The sequence below is a fragment of the Fundidesulfovibrio magnetotacticus genome, assembly GCF_013019105.1.
In the GTDB taxonomy this organism is placed as follows: domain Bacteria; phylum Desulfobacterota; class Desulfovibrionia; order Desulfovibrionales; family Desulfovibrionaceae; genus Fundidesulfovibrio; species Fundidesulfovibrio magnetotacticus.
The window spans coordinates 71,611-85,614 of the sequence record NZ_BLTE01000007.1 but is presented as its reverse complement, the minus strand read 5'-3'; the positions used below and the strand labels follow the sequence as shown (position 1 = coordinate 85,614).

11 protein-coding genes are annotated in these 14,004 nt (G+C 69.3%); 8 read left to right on the top strand and 3 right to left on the bottom strand.

Features of this window, described 5'->3' with window-relative positions:
• Positions 1 to 28: 28 nt before the first annotated feature.
• The 3 genes from NNJEOMEG_RS08910 (at position 29) to NNJEOMEG_RS08900 (ending at position 3,978) form a co-directional block, all read left to right on the top strand.
• Entirely contained in the window at positions 29 to 1,036 is a 1,008-nt protein-coding gene (locus NNJEOMEG_RS08910) for an SDR family oxidoreductase (protein WP_173083746.1), read from the top strand.
• Between the two features lie 416 nt (positions 1,037 to 1,452).
• Complete coding sequence (locus tag NNJEOMEG_RS08905; protein ID WP_235956905.1) at positions 1,453 to 3,228, top strand: methyl-accepting chemotaxis protein; 1,776 nt, start codon at positions 1,453 to 1,455, stop codon at positions 3,226 to 3,228.
• Between the two features lie 216 nt (positions 3,229 to 3,444).
• A complete protein-coding gene (locus NNJEOMEG_RS08900) occupies positions 3,445 to 3,978 on the top strand; it encodes a ferritin-like domain-containing protein (RefSeq protein ID WP_173083519.1) in 534 nt (177 codons plus the stop codon).
• A gap of 424 nt (positions 3,979 to 4,402) precedes the next feature.
• Here the strand turns inward: NNJEOMEG_RS08900 and NNJEOMEG_RS08895 are convergent, their stop codons facing one another.
• Positions 4,403 to 5,614, bottom strand: coding sequence for a methyltransferase domain-containing protein (locus NNJEOMEG_RS08895; protein WP_173083517.1), 1,212 nt, complete (start codon positions 5,612 to 5,614; stop codon positions 4,403 to 4,405).
• Between the two features lie 172 nt (positions 5,615 to 5,786).
• Here NNJEOMEG_RS08895 and NNJEOMEG_RS08890 point away from each other — a divergent pair, with 172 nt between their 5' ends.
• From NNJEOMEG_RS08890 to NNJEOMEG_RS08875, 4 genes are all read left to right on the top strand, one after another.
• Positions 5,787 to 6,908: an ABC transporter substrate-binding protein gene (locus NNJEOMEG_RS08890; protein WP_173083515.1), complete on the top strand. Its 1,122-nt coding sequence runs from the start codon at positions 5,787 to 5,789 to the stop codon at positions 6,906 to 6,908.
• A gap of 1 nt (position 6,909) precedes the next feature.
• Positions 6,910 to 8,586, top strand: coding sequence for a sensor histidine kinase (locus NNJEOMEG_RS08885; RefSeq protein ID WP_173083513.1), 1,677 nt, complete (start codon positions 6,910 to 6,912; stop codon positions 8,584 to 8,586).
• The gene (locus NNJEOMEG_RS08880) at positions 8,561 to 8,932 is read left to right on the top strand and encodes a response regulator (RefSeq protein WP_173083511.1); all 372 of its coding nucleotides are present in this window, start codon (positions 8,561 to 8,563) and stop codon (positions 8,930 to 8,932) included. Before NNJEOMEG_RS08885 ends, NNJEOMEG_RS08880 begins: the two co-directional genes overlap by 26 nt.
• A gap of 180 nt (positions 8,933 to 9,112) precedes the next feature.
• Positions 9,113 to 10,819 carry an FAD-dependent oxidoreductase gene (locus NNJEOMEG_RS08875; RefSeq protein WP_173083509.1) on the top strand — a complete coding sequence of 569 codons (1,707 nt, stop codon included), beginning with the start codon at positions 9,113 to 9,115 and terminating at the stop codon, positions 10,817 to 10,819.
• Positions 10,820 to 10,921: 102 nt separating this feature from the next.
• Here NNJEOMEG_RS08875 and argJ read toward each other — a convergent pair whose 3' ends face one another.
• The gene (gene argJ, locus NNJEOMEG_RS08870; RefSeq protein ID WP_235956913.1) at positions 10,922 to 12,118 is read right to left on the bottom strand and encodes a bifunctional glutamate N-acetyltransferase/amino-acid acetyltransferase ArgJ; all 1,197 of its coding nucleotides are present in this window, start codon (positions 12,116 to 12,118) and stop codon (positions 10,922 to 10,924) included.
• Complete coding sequence (gene rfbA / locus NNJEOMEG_RS08865) at positions 12,115 to 12,996, bottom strand: glucose-1-phosphate thymidylyltransferase RfbA (protein ID WP_173083505.1); 882 nt, start codon at positions 12,994 to 12,996, stop codon at positions 12,115 to 12,117. The genes argJ and rfbA overlap by 4 nt, the downstream gene beginning before the upstream one ends.
• An 82-nt stretch (positions 12,997 to 13,078) precedes the next feature.
• On the opposite strand from rfbA, the gene NNJEOMEG_RS20965 reads away from it, so the two are divergent.
• Positions 13,079 to 13,879 carry a MogA/MoaB family molybdenum cofactor biosynthesis protein gene (locus tag NNJEOMEG_RS20965; protein WP_173083503.1) on the top strand — a complete coding sequence of 267 codons (801 nt, stop codon included), beginning with the start codon at positions 13,079 to 13,081 and terminating at the stop codon, positions 13,877 to 13,879.
• Positions 13,880 to 14,004: the final 125 nt, after the last annotated feature.

The following is a 14,004-nucleotide window of genomic DNA, read 5'->3' as shown; positions in this document are numbered from 1 at the left end:
ATCCGTGTTCGACCGCATCGCCGCCTCCATGGCCTCCCGTCCCGCCCGCTGGCTCGTCACCGGCTGCGGCGGATTCATCGGCTCCAACCTCGTCGAGCGCCTGCTGGGTCTTGGCCAGTCGGTCACGGGCCTGGACAGCTTCGCCACGGGGCACCGCTCCAACCTTGAGAACGTGCGCGACTGCGTGGGGCCGGAGGCCTTCGCGCGCTTCACCCTGGTGGAAGGCGACATCACCGACCCCAAGGCCTGCGCCGAGGCCTGCCGCGGAGCGGACTACGTGCTCCACCAGGCCGCCCTGGGCAGCGTGCCGCGCTCCATCGACGATCCGCTGCTCACCAACGCGGTCAACGCGGGCGGCTTCCTGAACATGCTCGTGGCCGCGCGCGACGCGGGCGTGCGCCGCTTCGTCTACGCCTCCTCCAGCTCCGTCTACGGCGACCACCCCGGACTGCCCAAGGTGGAGGAGCGCACCGGCCGCCAGCTCTCGCCCTACGCCGTGAGCAAGATGGCCAACGAGCTCTACGCCGACGTGTTCGGCTCCTGCTACGGCATGCAGCTGGCGGGCCTGCGCTATTTCAACATCTTCGGCCCCCGGCAGGACCCCGAGGGGGCCTACGCCGCCGTGATCCCCAAGTGGTTCGCGGCCCTGCTGGCCGGGGAGACCGTCTTCATCAACGGCGACGGCGAGACCAGCCGCGACTTCTGCTACGTGGAGAACGCCGTGCGCGCCAACCTGCTGGCCGCCCTCTCGGAGCACCCCGAGGCCCCGGGCAAGGCCTACAACGTGGCCTGCGGCGAGCGCACCACCCTGAACGAGCTTTTCGTGCTCATCCGCGAGATCGTGGCCCGGCGCAGGCCCGAGGCCGCCGACGTGGCGCCCGTGCACCGCGCCGAGCGCGCGGGCGACGTGCGCCATTCCCTTGCCGACATCTCCCGCGCTCGCGAGCTGCTGGGCTACGAGCCCGTGGTGCTGGTGCGCCCGGGCATGGAGCTGGCCGCCCGCTGGTATTTCCGCGCCGCCGGAGTGGAAGCCTAGCCCCGCCGCCCCGCCCGCGCTTCCGCCGCAGCGCTTGCGAACCCGCGCGGGAGGCTTCCCGCGCGGGTTGCGCGTTTCATCCCCCCCGCATGTCTCCGGTCCGTTCGAGGACGGGCCGCCCGCTCCGCCGCGTCCCGAGGCCTGGCGCTCCGTTTTTCCCTGTCCGCAACGCCGTTTCGGCTGGTTCCCACGCGCTCCGGCGGCTCCGGTCGGCCTGGGCCGCGCAGGGGGCGCCCGGCGTCGGAAGGCGTTTCTTTCTTGTCATTTTCACACAATTGTGATGTCAACTTGGCGAATCCTCATGCCGTCTGCCTTGTCGTCGCTGCCGCCTCCGGTCGTCATCCACGTGGAGGAACCCGGGGCGGTTGAAGGATGCGTCGTGACCGCTTTGCGGAACGTCAGCCAGCGGAGGCCCCGTGTTGATCGACAATCTGAGCGTGAAGGCGAAGCTGTTCTCCATCGTCGGGCTCGGTGTGGGCTGTGTGGCCTGTCTGTATGTCTATGTGATGGTCCATTCCGCCGACCTGGACCGCGCCATGCGGGAGCAGCTGGCACAGGCCGAGGTCGTGGTGCGGACGGTGGACACGGCCCGGGAGGCCCAGGTCGCCTTCAAGGTGCAGGTGCAGGAGTGGAAGAACATCCTCATCCGGGGCAACGACAAGGCCCTCTACGAAAAGCATCTGGCAGGCTTCAGGGCCGAGCACGAAAAGATGCTCGCCAGCCTGGCGGAACTGCGCCGCGACATGCGGCAACTGGGCATGGCCTCCGACATGGCCGACGGCACCGCCGCGCTGCACACGGCGCTCTTAGGGAAATACCTCGACGCCCTGCGCGCCTTCCACCCCGAGGACCCGCAGACCGGCAAAGCCGTGGACAAGCTCGTCACGGGCATCGACCGGGAGCCCACCAGGGCCATCGATGCCATCGTGGATTCCATCGCCAGGACCGGCGAGGAGGCCCGCGCTGCTGCCCTGACCCGAACGGAGGAATCCCGTCGGGGGAGCGTGATGCTCTCGTCCCTATTTCTGGTCTTAGTGGCGGCGGTCCTGAGCGGTCTTTCGCTGCTGGTGATAAGCAACATCGCGGGGCCGCTCCGCGAGAGCGTGCGCTACGCACGCGCCGTGGCGGAGGGCGACCTGGATTCGGTGCTTGACGTGCGACGCGGCGATGAGATCGGCATGTTGGCCGAATCGCTGAGGCGCATGGTGGCGGCGCTCAAAGACAAGATCCGGATTGCCGACGCCAAGAGCGCCGAGGCGGCGCGGGAGGCTTTGGCCGCGCGCAAGGCCATCGGCGAGAGCGAGTCGGCCCGCGAGACGGCGGAGGCGCACTCCCGGAACATGCTCCATGCGGCCGAGCGTCTGGAGGATGTGGCGGGCTCCCTGGCAGGGGCCTCGCGGGAGCTCATGGAGCGCATCGGCCGCTCCAGCCGGGGGGCGGAGGAGCAGTCGCGTTTCGCGGGGCAGACGGCCGTGGCCATGGACCAGATGAACGCCACCGTGCTGGAGGTGGCCCGCAGCGCCACGCAGGCCGCCCAGACGGCGGGCGTCGCGCGGGACAAGGCCCAGGAGGGCTCCCGCGCGGTGACGGAGGTGGTGCGCGGCATCGGGGCCGTTCAGGAGTCGGCCTTGGGCCTCAAGGGGGACATGGCCGTGCTGGGTGGCCAGGCCGAGGGCATCGGCCGGGTGATGGGCGTCATCTCGGACATCGCCGACCAGACCAACCTCCTGGCCCTCAACGCCGCCATCGAGGCCGCCCGCGCGGGAGACGCCGGGCGCGGCTTCGCCGTGGTGGCCGACGAGGTGCGCAAACTGGCCGAAAAAACCATGTCCGCCACCAAGGAGGTCGGCGACGCCATCAGGGCCATCCAGGAGGGCACGCGCAAGAACGTGGGCAACGTCGAGCAGGCCGTGGCCGGCATTGAAGCCGTTACGAACCAGGCTCGATCCTCGGGCGAGGCCCTCGACGAGATCGTCTCCCTGGTGGAGCGCACCACGGATCAGGTCCGGTCCATCGCCGCGGCATCCCAGGAGCAGGCGGCGGCCAGCGAGCAGATCAACAGGGGAGTCGGCGACGTCAACCGCATCTCCTCCGAGACCGCAGAGGCCATGCAGGAGAGCGCGCGCTCCGTGGACACCTTGTCCGGGCAGACCCATGTGCTGGCGGAGCTGATTGAACATCTCAAGTCCTGATGCGGCCGCGACGGAAGCGCTCCCTGTCCCGGGGGCGTCAGGCCTCTTGCTGTGGACAGCCATTATCTGGTAAGAATGGTTCATGCGAGTAGGCGGTCTCTTCCGGCAAAATCCTTGGGTTCGCCCGGAAAAGGTGCTATCCGCCCGGGTGCGGCCCCAAGCGCCGCGCACGTTGTCATCATCAGGAAACGAACCTGCACGTAAAGGAGAATCGCGATGTCCGACAGGGAAGCCCGCAAGGCCAAAGTGGTGGAAGTGCTCAACAAGGCCCGCGGCATGGAGCTTCAGGCCATCCACCAGTACATGAACCAGCACTACAACCTTGACAGCCTGGACTACGGCGAGCTGGCCAAGAACATGAAGCTCATCGCCATCGACGAGATGCGCCATGCCGAGATGTTCGCCGAACGCATTAAGGAGCTCGACGGCGACCCCACCGCCGAAAAGGCCGGAAACATCGTGAAAGGCCAGAAAGTGGAGCAGGTCTACGTCTTCGACGCCAACACCGAGGACGACACCATCGACTCCTACAACCAGTTCCTCAACGTCTGCCGCGAAAACGGCGACTCCATCAGCGCCAAACTCTTCGAAACCGTCATCGAGGAAGAGCAGCTGCACTTCAACTACTTCGACAACATCGACAAACACATCAAGACGCTGGGCGCCACCTACCTCTCCAAGATCGCAGGCACCCCGGCCTCCACGGGCGGCACCACCAAAGGCTTCGCCATCCCCGGCGGAGCTGCCTGACCCCAGGCAGCCAACGCCGCGCGACCAACCAGGACGCCCCGGCCGCCAGCGCGTGCGGCCCGGGGCGTTCGCGTCTCCCCACCCGTCCCGCTCCAAACCGTTTCAGCACCCGCCGGCACGCCCCGTCGCTACGACCCGATCTGGCCCGCCCGGCCCGGACCGGCGCCGTCGCGCCGGAAGAACATGGGGCTCCGCCCCAAACCCCGCCATGGCTCCGCCCTGGACCCGCCGGGGGGAGAGCCTCCCCCCGGACCCCGGCAATGGCTTCGCGCCCGCGTCCGGTCCCAAAGCGGACCGGACGCGGGCGCGAAGCGGTTGGCACAGTCGGTTGGATAAGACCGAACCAGGGAACGGGGCAGAGCGGCGACCAGACGGGGAGCGGGGCAGAGCGGCGTCCGAAACGGGGAGCGGCAGGGCAGGGGGCCTAGGCCCTGCGTCCCCCGGCGACGAACACCGGGTCGCCGGTGAACGTCTGGCGGATGTGCGGATCGTCCGCCGGACGCCACCGGTTGCGGTCCGAGAAGGTCCACAGCCCCTCGAAACGCCCGTCGCGCAGCAGCAGGTCCAGCACCCAGCCCAGGCGCTCGAAGGGGTGCAGGTCCATCCACAGCGCCGGAACCTTCGTGGGGAACCAGCGGTCGGAAAAGCCGATGACCAGCTCGCCGCCGGGAGCCAGCACCCGCGCGCACTCGGCCACCACCTCCAGCGGCCGGATGAGGTACTCGATGGACAACGTACACACCACCGCATCGAACGAGGCGTCCGGGAAGGGCAGCAGGGGGCTCTTGTTGAGATCGTGCACCACGCGCTCCGCAAGGAGCGGATTGGCCGCCAGCTCCTGCGCGTTCATGCCCAGGCCCGTCACGTGAATCCCCGCGCAAGGGTCCAGGTGCGTGCGCCATCCGGCCATAAGGTCCAGCACGCGCGTTCCGGGCCGCACACGGCGCATCGCGGCTTCGCGCAGCACCTGGGCCGCCCCGGAATCGACGTGGTTCACCAACCGGGGCGTCTCGTGGAAGAGCGCGTCGTCCGATGGGTCAAGGCGGGTCATGGCGTCGGCGTCCGCGAAGTCCGTGGGGCAGCCGTCCTCGCACCGCGCCTGAAGCCCCGGCCCGCCGTCGCAAAGCTCCTCCATCCAGCAGGAGATCCGCCCCCCCGTGTCCGAGGTCTTGTCGCGCACTTCAAGCACCTGGGCCGTCACGTCCAGGGTGCGCCACGCGAAAGGATGCCCCATGTCCACGCGCAGCAGGGACTCGTCCGCGCGGAGCACCCGGCCCGGGCGTGCGTCCTGCGGGTAGACCCCGGGCAGCCCCTCGAAAAAACCAAGAGGGTAGAACCGGCCCGCCCGGGGCGTAATGTCCCGGCCCGAGGGCGAACGCCCTCGGAAGGCCCGGCGGGGCAGCTCCACCACGCGGCTGGCCTCGCGGCCCGGCAGGCCGCGTCCCGGCGCGTACGACGCTCGCACGCCCTCGCCCGCGCCGAGCCCCATGAGAAGATCCTTGAAACCGGGAGGAAAGATGTCTCGCCAGAGATTGGCCTTGCGGGCCAGGAACCGTTCTTCGTGGGTGGCCTCGGCGCTGCGCCAGGCCAGTGAAAACTGGATGGATGCGTAGGAACCCTCGTTGATCGTGGACACTGTCTCCTTCTTGCTCACCCTGAATTGGGTTCTGGGTTAGACCTGATCACGCCAGAGGAGAGAATAAGTCATCTCGCGGTCGAGTCAAATGCTGCAAATGCAGGCCGGTTGTTGTCAGAAGGAACAATCTGTCATAAACTGTTCTACCTGTCGGAAATTTCAGGAGGAGCCGATGATCTTTCGCGCGACGTGCCTGGCGGTCCTCGCGTTGGTCGCAATCTGCGGTTGCCTGGGCTCCCAGGAAATCGTGGTGGGCTTTTCCGGCCAGCTCACGGGGGTCTCCTCGGACCTGGGCGTGCAGGGACGCAACGGCGCGCAGCTTGCCGTGGAAGAGGTCAACGCCGCGGGCGGCGTGGCCGGAAAGAAGCTCCGGCTGGTGGCCGCCGACGACGGCTACACCCCCGAATCCGCCCTGGCCGCCGACCGCGAACTGCTCGACGCCGGGGCCGTGGCCATCGTGGGCCACATGACCAGCGCCCAGACCATGGCCGTCCTGCCCATGCTGGCGGGCCGGGAGGTGTCGCTCGTCTCGCCCACCACGGCCACGCCCGAGCTTGCAGGGCTCAAGGACAACTTCTACCGCGTGATCCCCGAAAGCGGCCGCTGGGCCTCCGCCCTGGCGGACCACGCGGCGCGCCGCCTGCGCGTCGGGGGCGTGTTCGTGGCGGGCGATGCCGACAACGCCGCCTACACCCGCACCTTCAACGAGGCCTTCACGGCCCACTTCCAGGCTGCCGGGGGCGAGGTGAAAGGGCGCGAGGAGTTCTCCTCCCGGGCAGGCCCGGACTGGACGGCCCTGGCGAGCCGGGTGAAGGCCTCCGGGGCCGAGGCCGTGCTCCTGTCCGCCTCCGCGCGCGACGTGGCCGCCTTCGCCCAGGCGGCGTCCCTCGCTGGGGGCAAGCCTTTGATCCTCTGCCCGGCCTGGCCCTACACCCGGGAGATCCTCCTGGCCGGGGGGGCCAGCGTGGACGGCATCCTCTTCGCAACCAGCTACACCGAGGACAACCCCACCCCCGAGTTCGAGCAGTTCCGCGCCCGTTACGAGGCGCGCTTCGGCTGGCCCCCCAACTTCGCGGCGGCCTTCTCCCACGACGCCGTGCGCCTGCTGGCCGAGGCCCTGCGCGTCACGGACGGCTCGCGCAGGGGACTCGGGGAGGCCCTGATCTCCCTGGGCCGCATCGCGGGCGTCATGGGGCCGTTCAGCCTGGACGCCTCCGGCGACGTGGACCGCGAGGTGTTCATCGTCACCATCCGCGAGGGCCGCTTCGTGACAGTGAACGGGCACGGGGGCTAGGGTGGAGACCCAGGGCCTTTCGCGCATCATCCAGGGCAGCGTGCTGCGGCGCACCCTGGCGCCCGCGCTTGCGGGGCTCGCGTTCCTGGCGGTGTTTCTTCTCGACCAGCAGAAGGAGGCCGTGGAGGCGCGCAACGGCCAGTTCGCGCACACCATGGCCGTGTACGTGGACAAGCACCTGGACGAGGCCTACCGCGCCCTGGAGCGTCTGGCCCCCGAGGTGGGACAAAGCCAGGGCCAGGGCCGCTCTCTGCGCGAGCTCATGGGTATGCTGCCCTTCTTCAACCGCCTGATGCTCCTGGACGCGCGGCGCACGGTACTGGACGTCTGGCCCGCGGGCGGGCGCGGCCAGGAATACCCCGTGCGTCTTGCCGAGCAGGAACGCGGCCGGCTGCTCCTTTCGCGGCCCATCCCCTCCAGCCGGGGCGGCGACATCTCGGTGGTGGTGGCCGTGCGCATGGCGGGCGGCGGCGTCCTGGCCGCCGAGGTGGACCTGCGAGCCCTCGCCAGCCACATGACCGAATTGTCCGTGGCCATGGGCGGCGACGTGATCGTCTGCGACGGCTACGGCAATCTGGTCTGCCATCCCGACGTGGCGCAGGTGGCGCGCCAGGGCAACATGGGCGATTCGCCGCTCTTTCTGGCCATGAAGCGCGGGGGCCGCTCTCTGGTGTACGAGGAAGACGGGGTGTTCTACGTGGGGTCCGGGGCTCACGTGCCCGAGATGGGCTGGATGGTCTTCGTGCGTACCCAGGCGGTCAGGGCCTTGGCCCCGGCGGCGCTGCCGGTGTCGGTGGGCGCGGCGGCCATGGCGGCGGCCCTGGTGGGCATCATGCTCTCCCTGCGAGGGCGGCTCACCAAGCACGTGGCGCGGCCCCTGGCGGATGTCGCCGGACGGCTCGACGTCCTGGAGCCGGGAGAGGTCTACCGGGCGGGCGAGGCCCCGGCCTTCCGGGAGCTGGGCCGCTTCGAGCAGGCCCTCCAGGAGATGACGGGCCGCATCGCCCAGGGCGAGGAGCGCCTGCGCGCCTCGCTGGCCGAGAAGGAGGTGCTCCTGCGCGAAATCCACCACCGCGTGAAGAACAACCTCCAGATCATCTCCAGCCTGCTCTACCTCCAGAGCGAGCACATCGACGACCCCAAGACCCTGGATGCCTTCCTCTCCAGCCGCGAGCGCATCGCCTGCATGGCTCTGGTGCACGAGGCCCTCTACCGCTCGGAGAACCTGGACGACGTCTGGTTCGGGGAGTACGCGCGACAGCTGGTCTCGCGTCTCATGAGCTCGCTGTGCGCGAGGCCGGACGTGCACTACACGGTGGAAGCGGACGACGTGCGCCTGAGCATCGCCCAGGCGGTGCCCCTGGGGCTCATCCTCAACGAACTGGTGACCAACGCCATGAAGCACGCCTTTCCCGGCGGTCGGGGCGGCTCGCTGAACCTCCGGGTGCGCCAGGTTGACACGACTGTAATGCTGCATATAGACGATGACGGGGTTGGTATCCCCGAGGGGTTCGACCCTGAGACAACGTCCACCTTGGGCATGCAGCTGGTCGTTCAGCTCACCCGGCAGCTGCGGGGCGAATTGATCGTCGGAAAGGGCCGTAAGGGAGCGTCGTTCAGCATCACCTTTCCAATCAAGGGGACGAACTGCCATGTCCGCCAGAGTCATGATCGTTGAAGACGAAGTCATCGCCGCCATGGCCACCGAAAAGATGCTGCGCAAGCTGGGCTACGAGGTGTGCGGCAACGTCACCTCCGGCGAGGAGGCCCTGGCGCTCTCCGAGGCCCTCTGCCCGGACATCGTGATCATGGACATCCGCCTCGACGGCCAGCTCGACGGCATCGACACGTCGCTCAAGATCAAGGAGCTCTGCGAGGCGGAAGTGGTCTTCGTGAGCGCCTACTGCGACGACAAGACCCGGTCCCGCGCCCAAGCCGCCAATCCTCGCGCCTTCGTGAGCAAACCCCTCGACATCTACCAGCTCAAGAGCATTCTGGGAGACTCGCCGGTCGCCTGCCACTAGGACCGCTCCCCGGGACAGGCCCGCGCCGCATCCCGGGCACCCGGGAGGGCGCCTTCGTGACCCTGTCCGCCCGGACGCCTCGCCCCGCGCGCGGCCCCGCCCGCATTTTCCGGCTCCCCTCCCTTGGCGCGCGTCCCCTTCGGGCGTACAAGGTCCGAAACCATCGAGGAGCCCCAGCCCATGAGCGAACATGTTGTGATCATCGGCGCGGTGGCGCTCGGCCCCAAGGCCGCCTGCCGCTACAAGCGCCTGCGCCCCGACGCCCGCGTCACCCTTATCGACCGCGACGCCATCGTCTCCTACGGCGGGTGCGGCATCCCCTATTACATCTCCGGCGACGTCTCCGACCTGCGCGAGCTGCGCACCACCAGCTTCAAGCTCGTGCGGGACGAAAAATTCTTCCAGGAATGCAAGGACATCGAGGTGCTCACCCGCACCGAGGCCCTCTCCATCGACCGCCAGGGCAAGACCGTGCGCCTGCGCGACCTGGAATCCGGGGCCGAGCGCGACCTGGCCTATGACAAGCTCGTGCTGGCCACCGGGGCCAGACCCCGCCGCCTGGGCATCCCGGGGGAGGACCTCCCCGGCGTGCACGCCGTGGCCAACCTGCGCGACGCCCGCGACATCCGCGACCGCGTGAGCGCCGGCAAGGCGGGCAAGGCCGTGGTGGTGGGCTCGGGCTTCATCGGGCTGGAGGTGGCCGAGGCCCTGGCCGACATGTGGGGCCTGGAGGTGGCCGTGGTGGAGATCATGGACCACGTGCTGCCGCGCAACGTGAGCCCCGCGCTGGCGCGGATGGCCCAGGCCCATCTGGCGGAGAAGGGCGTGGAGCTGCGCTTCGGCGAGAAGGTGCTGGCCCTGGAGGGCGAGGGCCGTGTGGAGCGCGTGGTCACGGACAAGGGCGTGCTGGAGGCCGACCTGGTGGTGCTGGCCGCCGGGGTGGTTCCAAACGGCGAGCTGGCCCGGGCCGCCGGGCTGGAGGTCTCCCCGCGCGGCGGCGTGCTCGTGGGCGAGACCCTGCGCACCTCGGACCCGGACATCTTCGCCGGGGGCGACTGCGTGGAGATCCACCATCTCGTCACGGGCAAGACCTTCAACCTGCCCCTGGGCTCCATGGCCAACCGCCAGGGCCGTGTGATCGGCAGCAACCTGGCCGGGGCCAAGGCCGTGTTCCCCGGGGCCGTGGGCTCCTTCGCGGTGAAGGTGTTCGACCGCTTCCTGTGCGGCGCGGGGCTCACGCCCGAGCAGGCCCGCCAGGAGGGCTTCGACGCCCTGGCCGCCCTGGTGATCCAGTTCGACCGGGCGCACTTCTTCCCCGGCAAGGAGCTCATGACCCTGGAAGTGACCGTGGACCGCGCCACCCACAAGGTGCTGGGCATCCAGGGCTTCGGCCCTTCGGGGGACGCCCTGGCCGGGCGCGTGGGGGCCGTTGCGGCGCTCATGCAGAAGGGCTGCACGGCGGAGGACCTCTCCATCCTGGAGTATCCCTATTCGCCGCCCTTCTCCTCGGCCATGGACATCGTGAACACCGCGGGCACGGTGGCCGAGAACCTGCTGGCGGGCATGAACCGGGGCATCTCCTCGGAGGAGTTCACGCGCCGTCTGCGGGCCCAGGACCCCTCCTGCTTCTTCCTGGACTGCCGCGAGCCCGACAACGCCGCCCCCTACCTGGCGGCCCATCCGGGCCAGTGGCACAACATCCCCCAGGGCCAGTTGCGCGAGCGCCTGGACGAGATCCCGCGCGACCGCACGGTGGTGCTGGTGTGCAACACGGGCATCCGCTCCTACGAGGGGCAGATCACCCTGGAGCAGGCCGGGTTTCGCGACGTGCTCAACGTGCACGGCGGCATGGCGGGCCTCAAGCAGAGCGGGTTGGACCCCAAGTAGGGGGGCGCGCTCAGCCGGAGAAAGGCGACCGCAAGCCCAAAACGAAAGCCCCCTCCCGGACCGGCCGGGAGGGGGCTTTTCGATTCGTTGTCCTCGCGCGCGTCAGCTGCGGTAGGAGGCGTTGCACTTCACGTAGTCGAAGCCCAGGTCCGAGGCCAGCAGGAGGTATTCGCCCTCGCCCGCGCCCAGGTCGATGTCGATGGCGATCTCGGCGCGGCGCATGTGCGGGGCCAGCAGGCTGTCCAGGTCGCCGGGCACGGGCTGGCCGTTCTGGAACACGGGGATGCCCCCGATGGCCACGCTCACCTTCGCGGGGTCGAATTCGGCCCCGGAGCGGCCCACGGCGGCCACGATGCGGCCCCAGTTGGCGTCGCGCCCGAACATGGCCGTCTTCACCAGGGGCGAATGCCCCACGGCGCGCGCGCAGGCCTCGGCCTCCATGTGGTCCTGCGCGCCCGTCACGTGCACGCGGACGATCTTGGTGCCGCCCTCGGCGTCCTCCACGATCATGTAGGCCAGGGCCTGGCAGAGCTCGTTGAGCGCGGCGGCCAGGGCGGAGAGTTCGTCGTCCTCGCGCACGGCCACGCCCGACGCGCCGTTGGCCATGGCCAGCACGCAGTCGTTGGTGGAGGTGTCGCCGTCCACGGTGACGGCGTTGAAGCTCGCGTCCACGGCGGCGGCCAGCATGGCCTGCCAGCGGGCCTTCTCCACGTCGGCGTCGCAGAGCACGAAGCCCAGCATGGTGGCCATGTTGGGGCAGATCATGCCCGCGCCCTTGGCCATGCCCAGCAGGCGCACGGTGCCCGAGGGGGTCTCCACGAAGCCCCAGGCCATCTTGGGGAAGGCGTCGGTGGTCATGATGGCCTTGGCGGCGTCCAGGGGCGCGGCCTTGCCCAGACCGGCGGCCAGGGCGGGGGCCTCGGCGCGCCAGAGGTCCATCTTGAGCTGGGGGCCGATCACTCCCGTGGAGGCGGGCAGGATCTCCCCGGGCTCGATGCCCAGGCGCTCGGCCATCATCTCCAGGGTGGCGCGGCAGTTGGCCAGGCCCTCGTCGCCGGTGCAGGCGTTGGCCTGTCCGGCGTTCACCAGGAAGGCGCGGATGCTCTGGGAGTTCTTGATGTTCTCACGCGCCACGGTGACGGGCGCGGCCTGGAAGAGGTTCTTGGTGAACACGCCCGCGCCCACGGCGGGCCTGTCGGAGACGATGAGGGCCAGGTCGTCGCGGCCCTGGTAGCGCATGCCCGAGGCGTGGGCGGCGAAGGAGAATCCCGCGGGGACGGGGACGATCGATTCCATCAGTGTTCCCCCCTGGCTTCCCGGACGACCTCAAGGAGGTACTGTCCGTAGGAGTTCTTGAGCATGTCCTGGGCCAGATGCTCCAACTGCTCGTCGGAGATGTAGCCCATGCGGAAGGCGATTTCCTCCAGGCAGGAGACCTTCAGGCCCTGGCGGTCCTGGATGGCCTGCACGAATCCGGCGGCCTGGTGGAGCGACTCGTGGGTGCCGGTGTCCAGCCAGGCGAAGCCGCGCCCGAGGAATTCCACCTTGAGCTGGCCCTGCTGGAGGTAGACGTTGTTCACGTCGGTGATCTCCAGCTCGCCTCGCGGCGAGGGCTTGAGCTTCCTGGCGATCTCCACCACCTGGTTGTCGTAGAAATAAAGGCCCGTGACGGCGTATTTGCTCTTGGGGGCCTTGGGCTTCTCCTCGATGGAGATCACCTTCTTGGAGGCGTCGAACTCCACCACGCCGTAGCGCTCGGGGTCGCGCACCTTGTAGCCGAAGACCACGCCGCCGGTGTCCAGCTGGGCGCAGCGCTGGAGCACCTCGGCCAGGCCCTTGCCGTAGAAGATGTTGTCGCCCAGCACCAGGCAGACCTTGTCCTTGCCGATGAAATCCTCGGCCAGGATGAAGGCCTGGGCCAGGCCCTCGGGCTTGGGTTGCACCTTGTAGTGGAAGGAGAGCCCCAGCCAGGAGCCGTCGCCCAGCATCTCTCGGAAGCGGGGCAGGTCCTCCGGGGTGGAAATGATCATGATCTCCCGGATGCCCGCGAGCATCAGGACCGAGAGGGGGTAGTAGATCATGGGCTTGTCGTACACCGGCAGGAGCTGCTTGCTGACGACTCTGGTGATGGGGTAGAGTCTCGTGCCGGAGCCGCCGGCCAGGATGATGCCTTTCATGCACGTCCTCGCTTGTGCTGTGTTCCCGTTATGGGCTTGTTGCCCATGCCCGCCAAATTTGCAACCGTCAAGGTGGTTTCGCATGAACGGCTCGGTTCTGCTCGCCCTCACCCAGGAGACGACCGTCCTCCCCGGCCAGCGCGTGTTCATCGCCCCGGGCGCCCCTTCGGGGGGGCTCAAACCCGTGTTCTCGTCGGTGGGGGCCCTGCCCCGGCTGCGCGTGGGCACGCATCTGGGGCGCATGGCCGGCACGCCCCTGTTCCAGGTGGCCGGGCGCATGCGCTGGCCCCAGGGAGGGGCCGCCCCTGCCCTGGACGTGGTGCTGGCCGACGCCCTGGACGAGGTTTACTTCCCCATGGGCGCCACCACGCTCCTGGCGTGGTCCGGCGGCTTCAGCCTGGCCTGGGTGACCCTCTCCGACAAGGGCGCGGCGGGCCTGCGCGACGACGCCTCGGGACCGCTCATCGGCGACATGGTGGCCGCCGAGCTGGGGCTCTCCTCCATCCAGGGGCACATCCTCCCCGACGACCCCCGCCAGCTCAAGGCCCTGATCATGGACCTGGCCCTGGCCCAGGGCTTCGACATCGTGGTCACCACGGGCGGCACGGGCGTGGCCCCGCGCGACATCACGCCCGAGGCCACTGGGGCCGTGCTGGAGACGCGCCTGCCCGGCTTCGAGACGGCCATGGCCATGGCGGGCATCCAGTCCACGCCCCGGGCCGTGATCTCCCGGGCCATGGCGGGCTTCGTGGGCAACACCCTGGTGGTGAACCTGCCGGGCTCGCCCAAGGGCGTGCGCGAAACCCTGGCCGCCGTGCTCCCGGCCTTCGAGCACGCCCTGGAGAAACGCCAGGGCGACCCCGGAGACTGCGGGGGCGCGTAATCCCTCCGCCGGGGCCGGAGCATCTCCCCGCGCCGCCCGGGCCCGCTCCCGCACGCAGCCCTCTCGGCTGAGCATTTCGCAGGAAAGAGGCGTTCGGGAAGTGCCCCCGGAAGGACTTGCCAACG

Excerpts from the sequence above, each read along its gene's own strand:
- NNJEOMEG_RS08910 (WP_173083746.1), top strand. The coding sequence starts at position 29 with ATGGCCTCCCGTCCCGCCCGCTGGCTCGTCACCGGCTGCGGCGGATTC.
- rfbA (WP_173083505.1), bottom strand. The coding sequence starts at position 12,996 with ATGAAAGGCATCATCCTGGCCGGCGGCTCCGGCACGAGACTCTACCCC.
- NNJEOMEG_RS20965 (WP_173083503.1), top strand. The coding sequence starts at position 13,079 with ATGAACGGCTCGGTTCTGCTCGCCCTCACCCAGGAGACGACCGTCCTC.
- NNJEOMEG_RS08875 (WP_173083509.1), top strand. The coding sequence starts at position 9,113 with ATGAGCGAACATGTTGTGATCATCGGCGCGGTGGCGCTCGGCCCCAAG.
- NNJEOMEG_RS08900 (WP_173083519.1), top strand. The coding sequence starts at position 3,445 with ATGTCCGACAGGGAAGCCCGCAAGGCCAAAGTGGTGGAAGTGCTCAAC.
- NNJEOMEG_RS08890 (WP_173083515.1), top strand. The coding sequence starts at position 5,787 with ATGATCTTTCGCGCGACGTGCCTGGCGGTCCTCGCGTTGGTCGCAATC.
- NNJEOMEG_RS08880 (WP_173083511.1), top strand. The coding sequence starts at position 8,561 with ATGTCCGCCAGAGTCATGATCGTTGAAGACGAAGTCATCGCCGCCATG.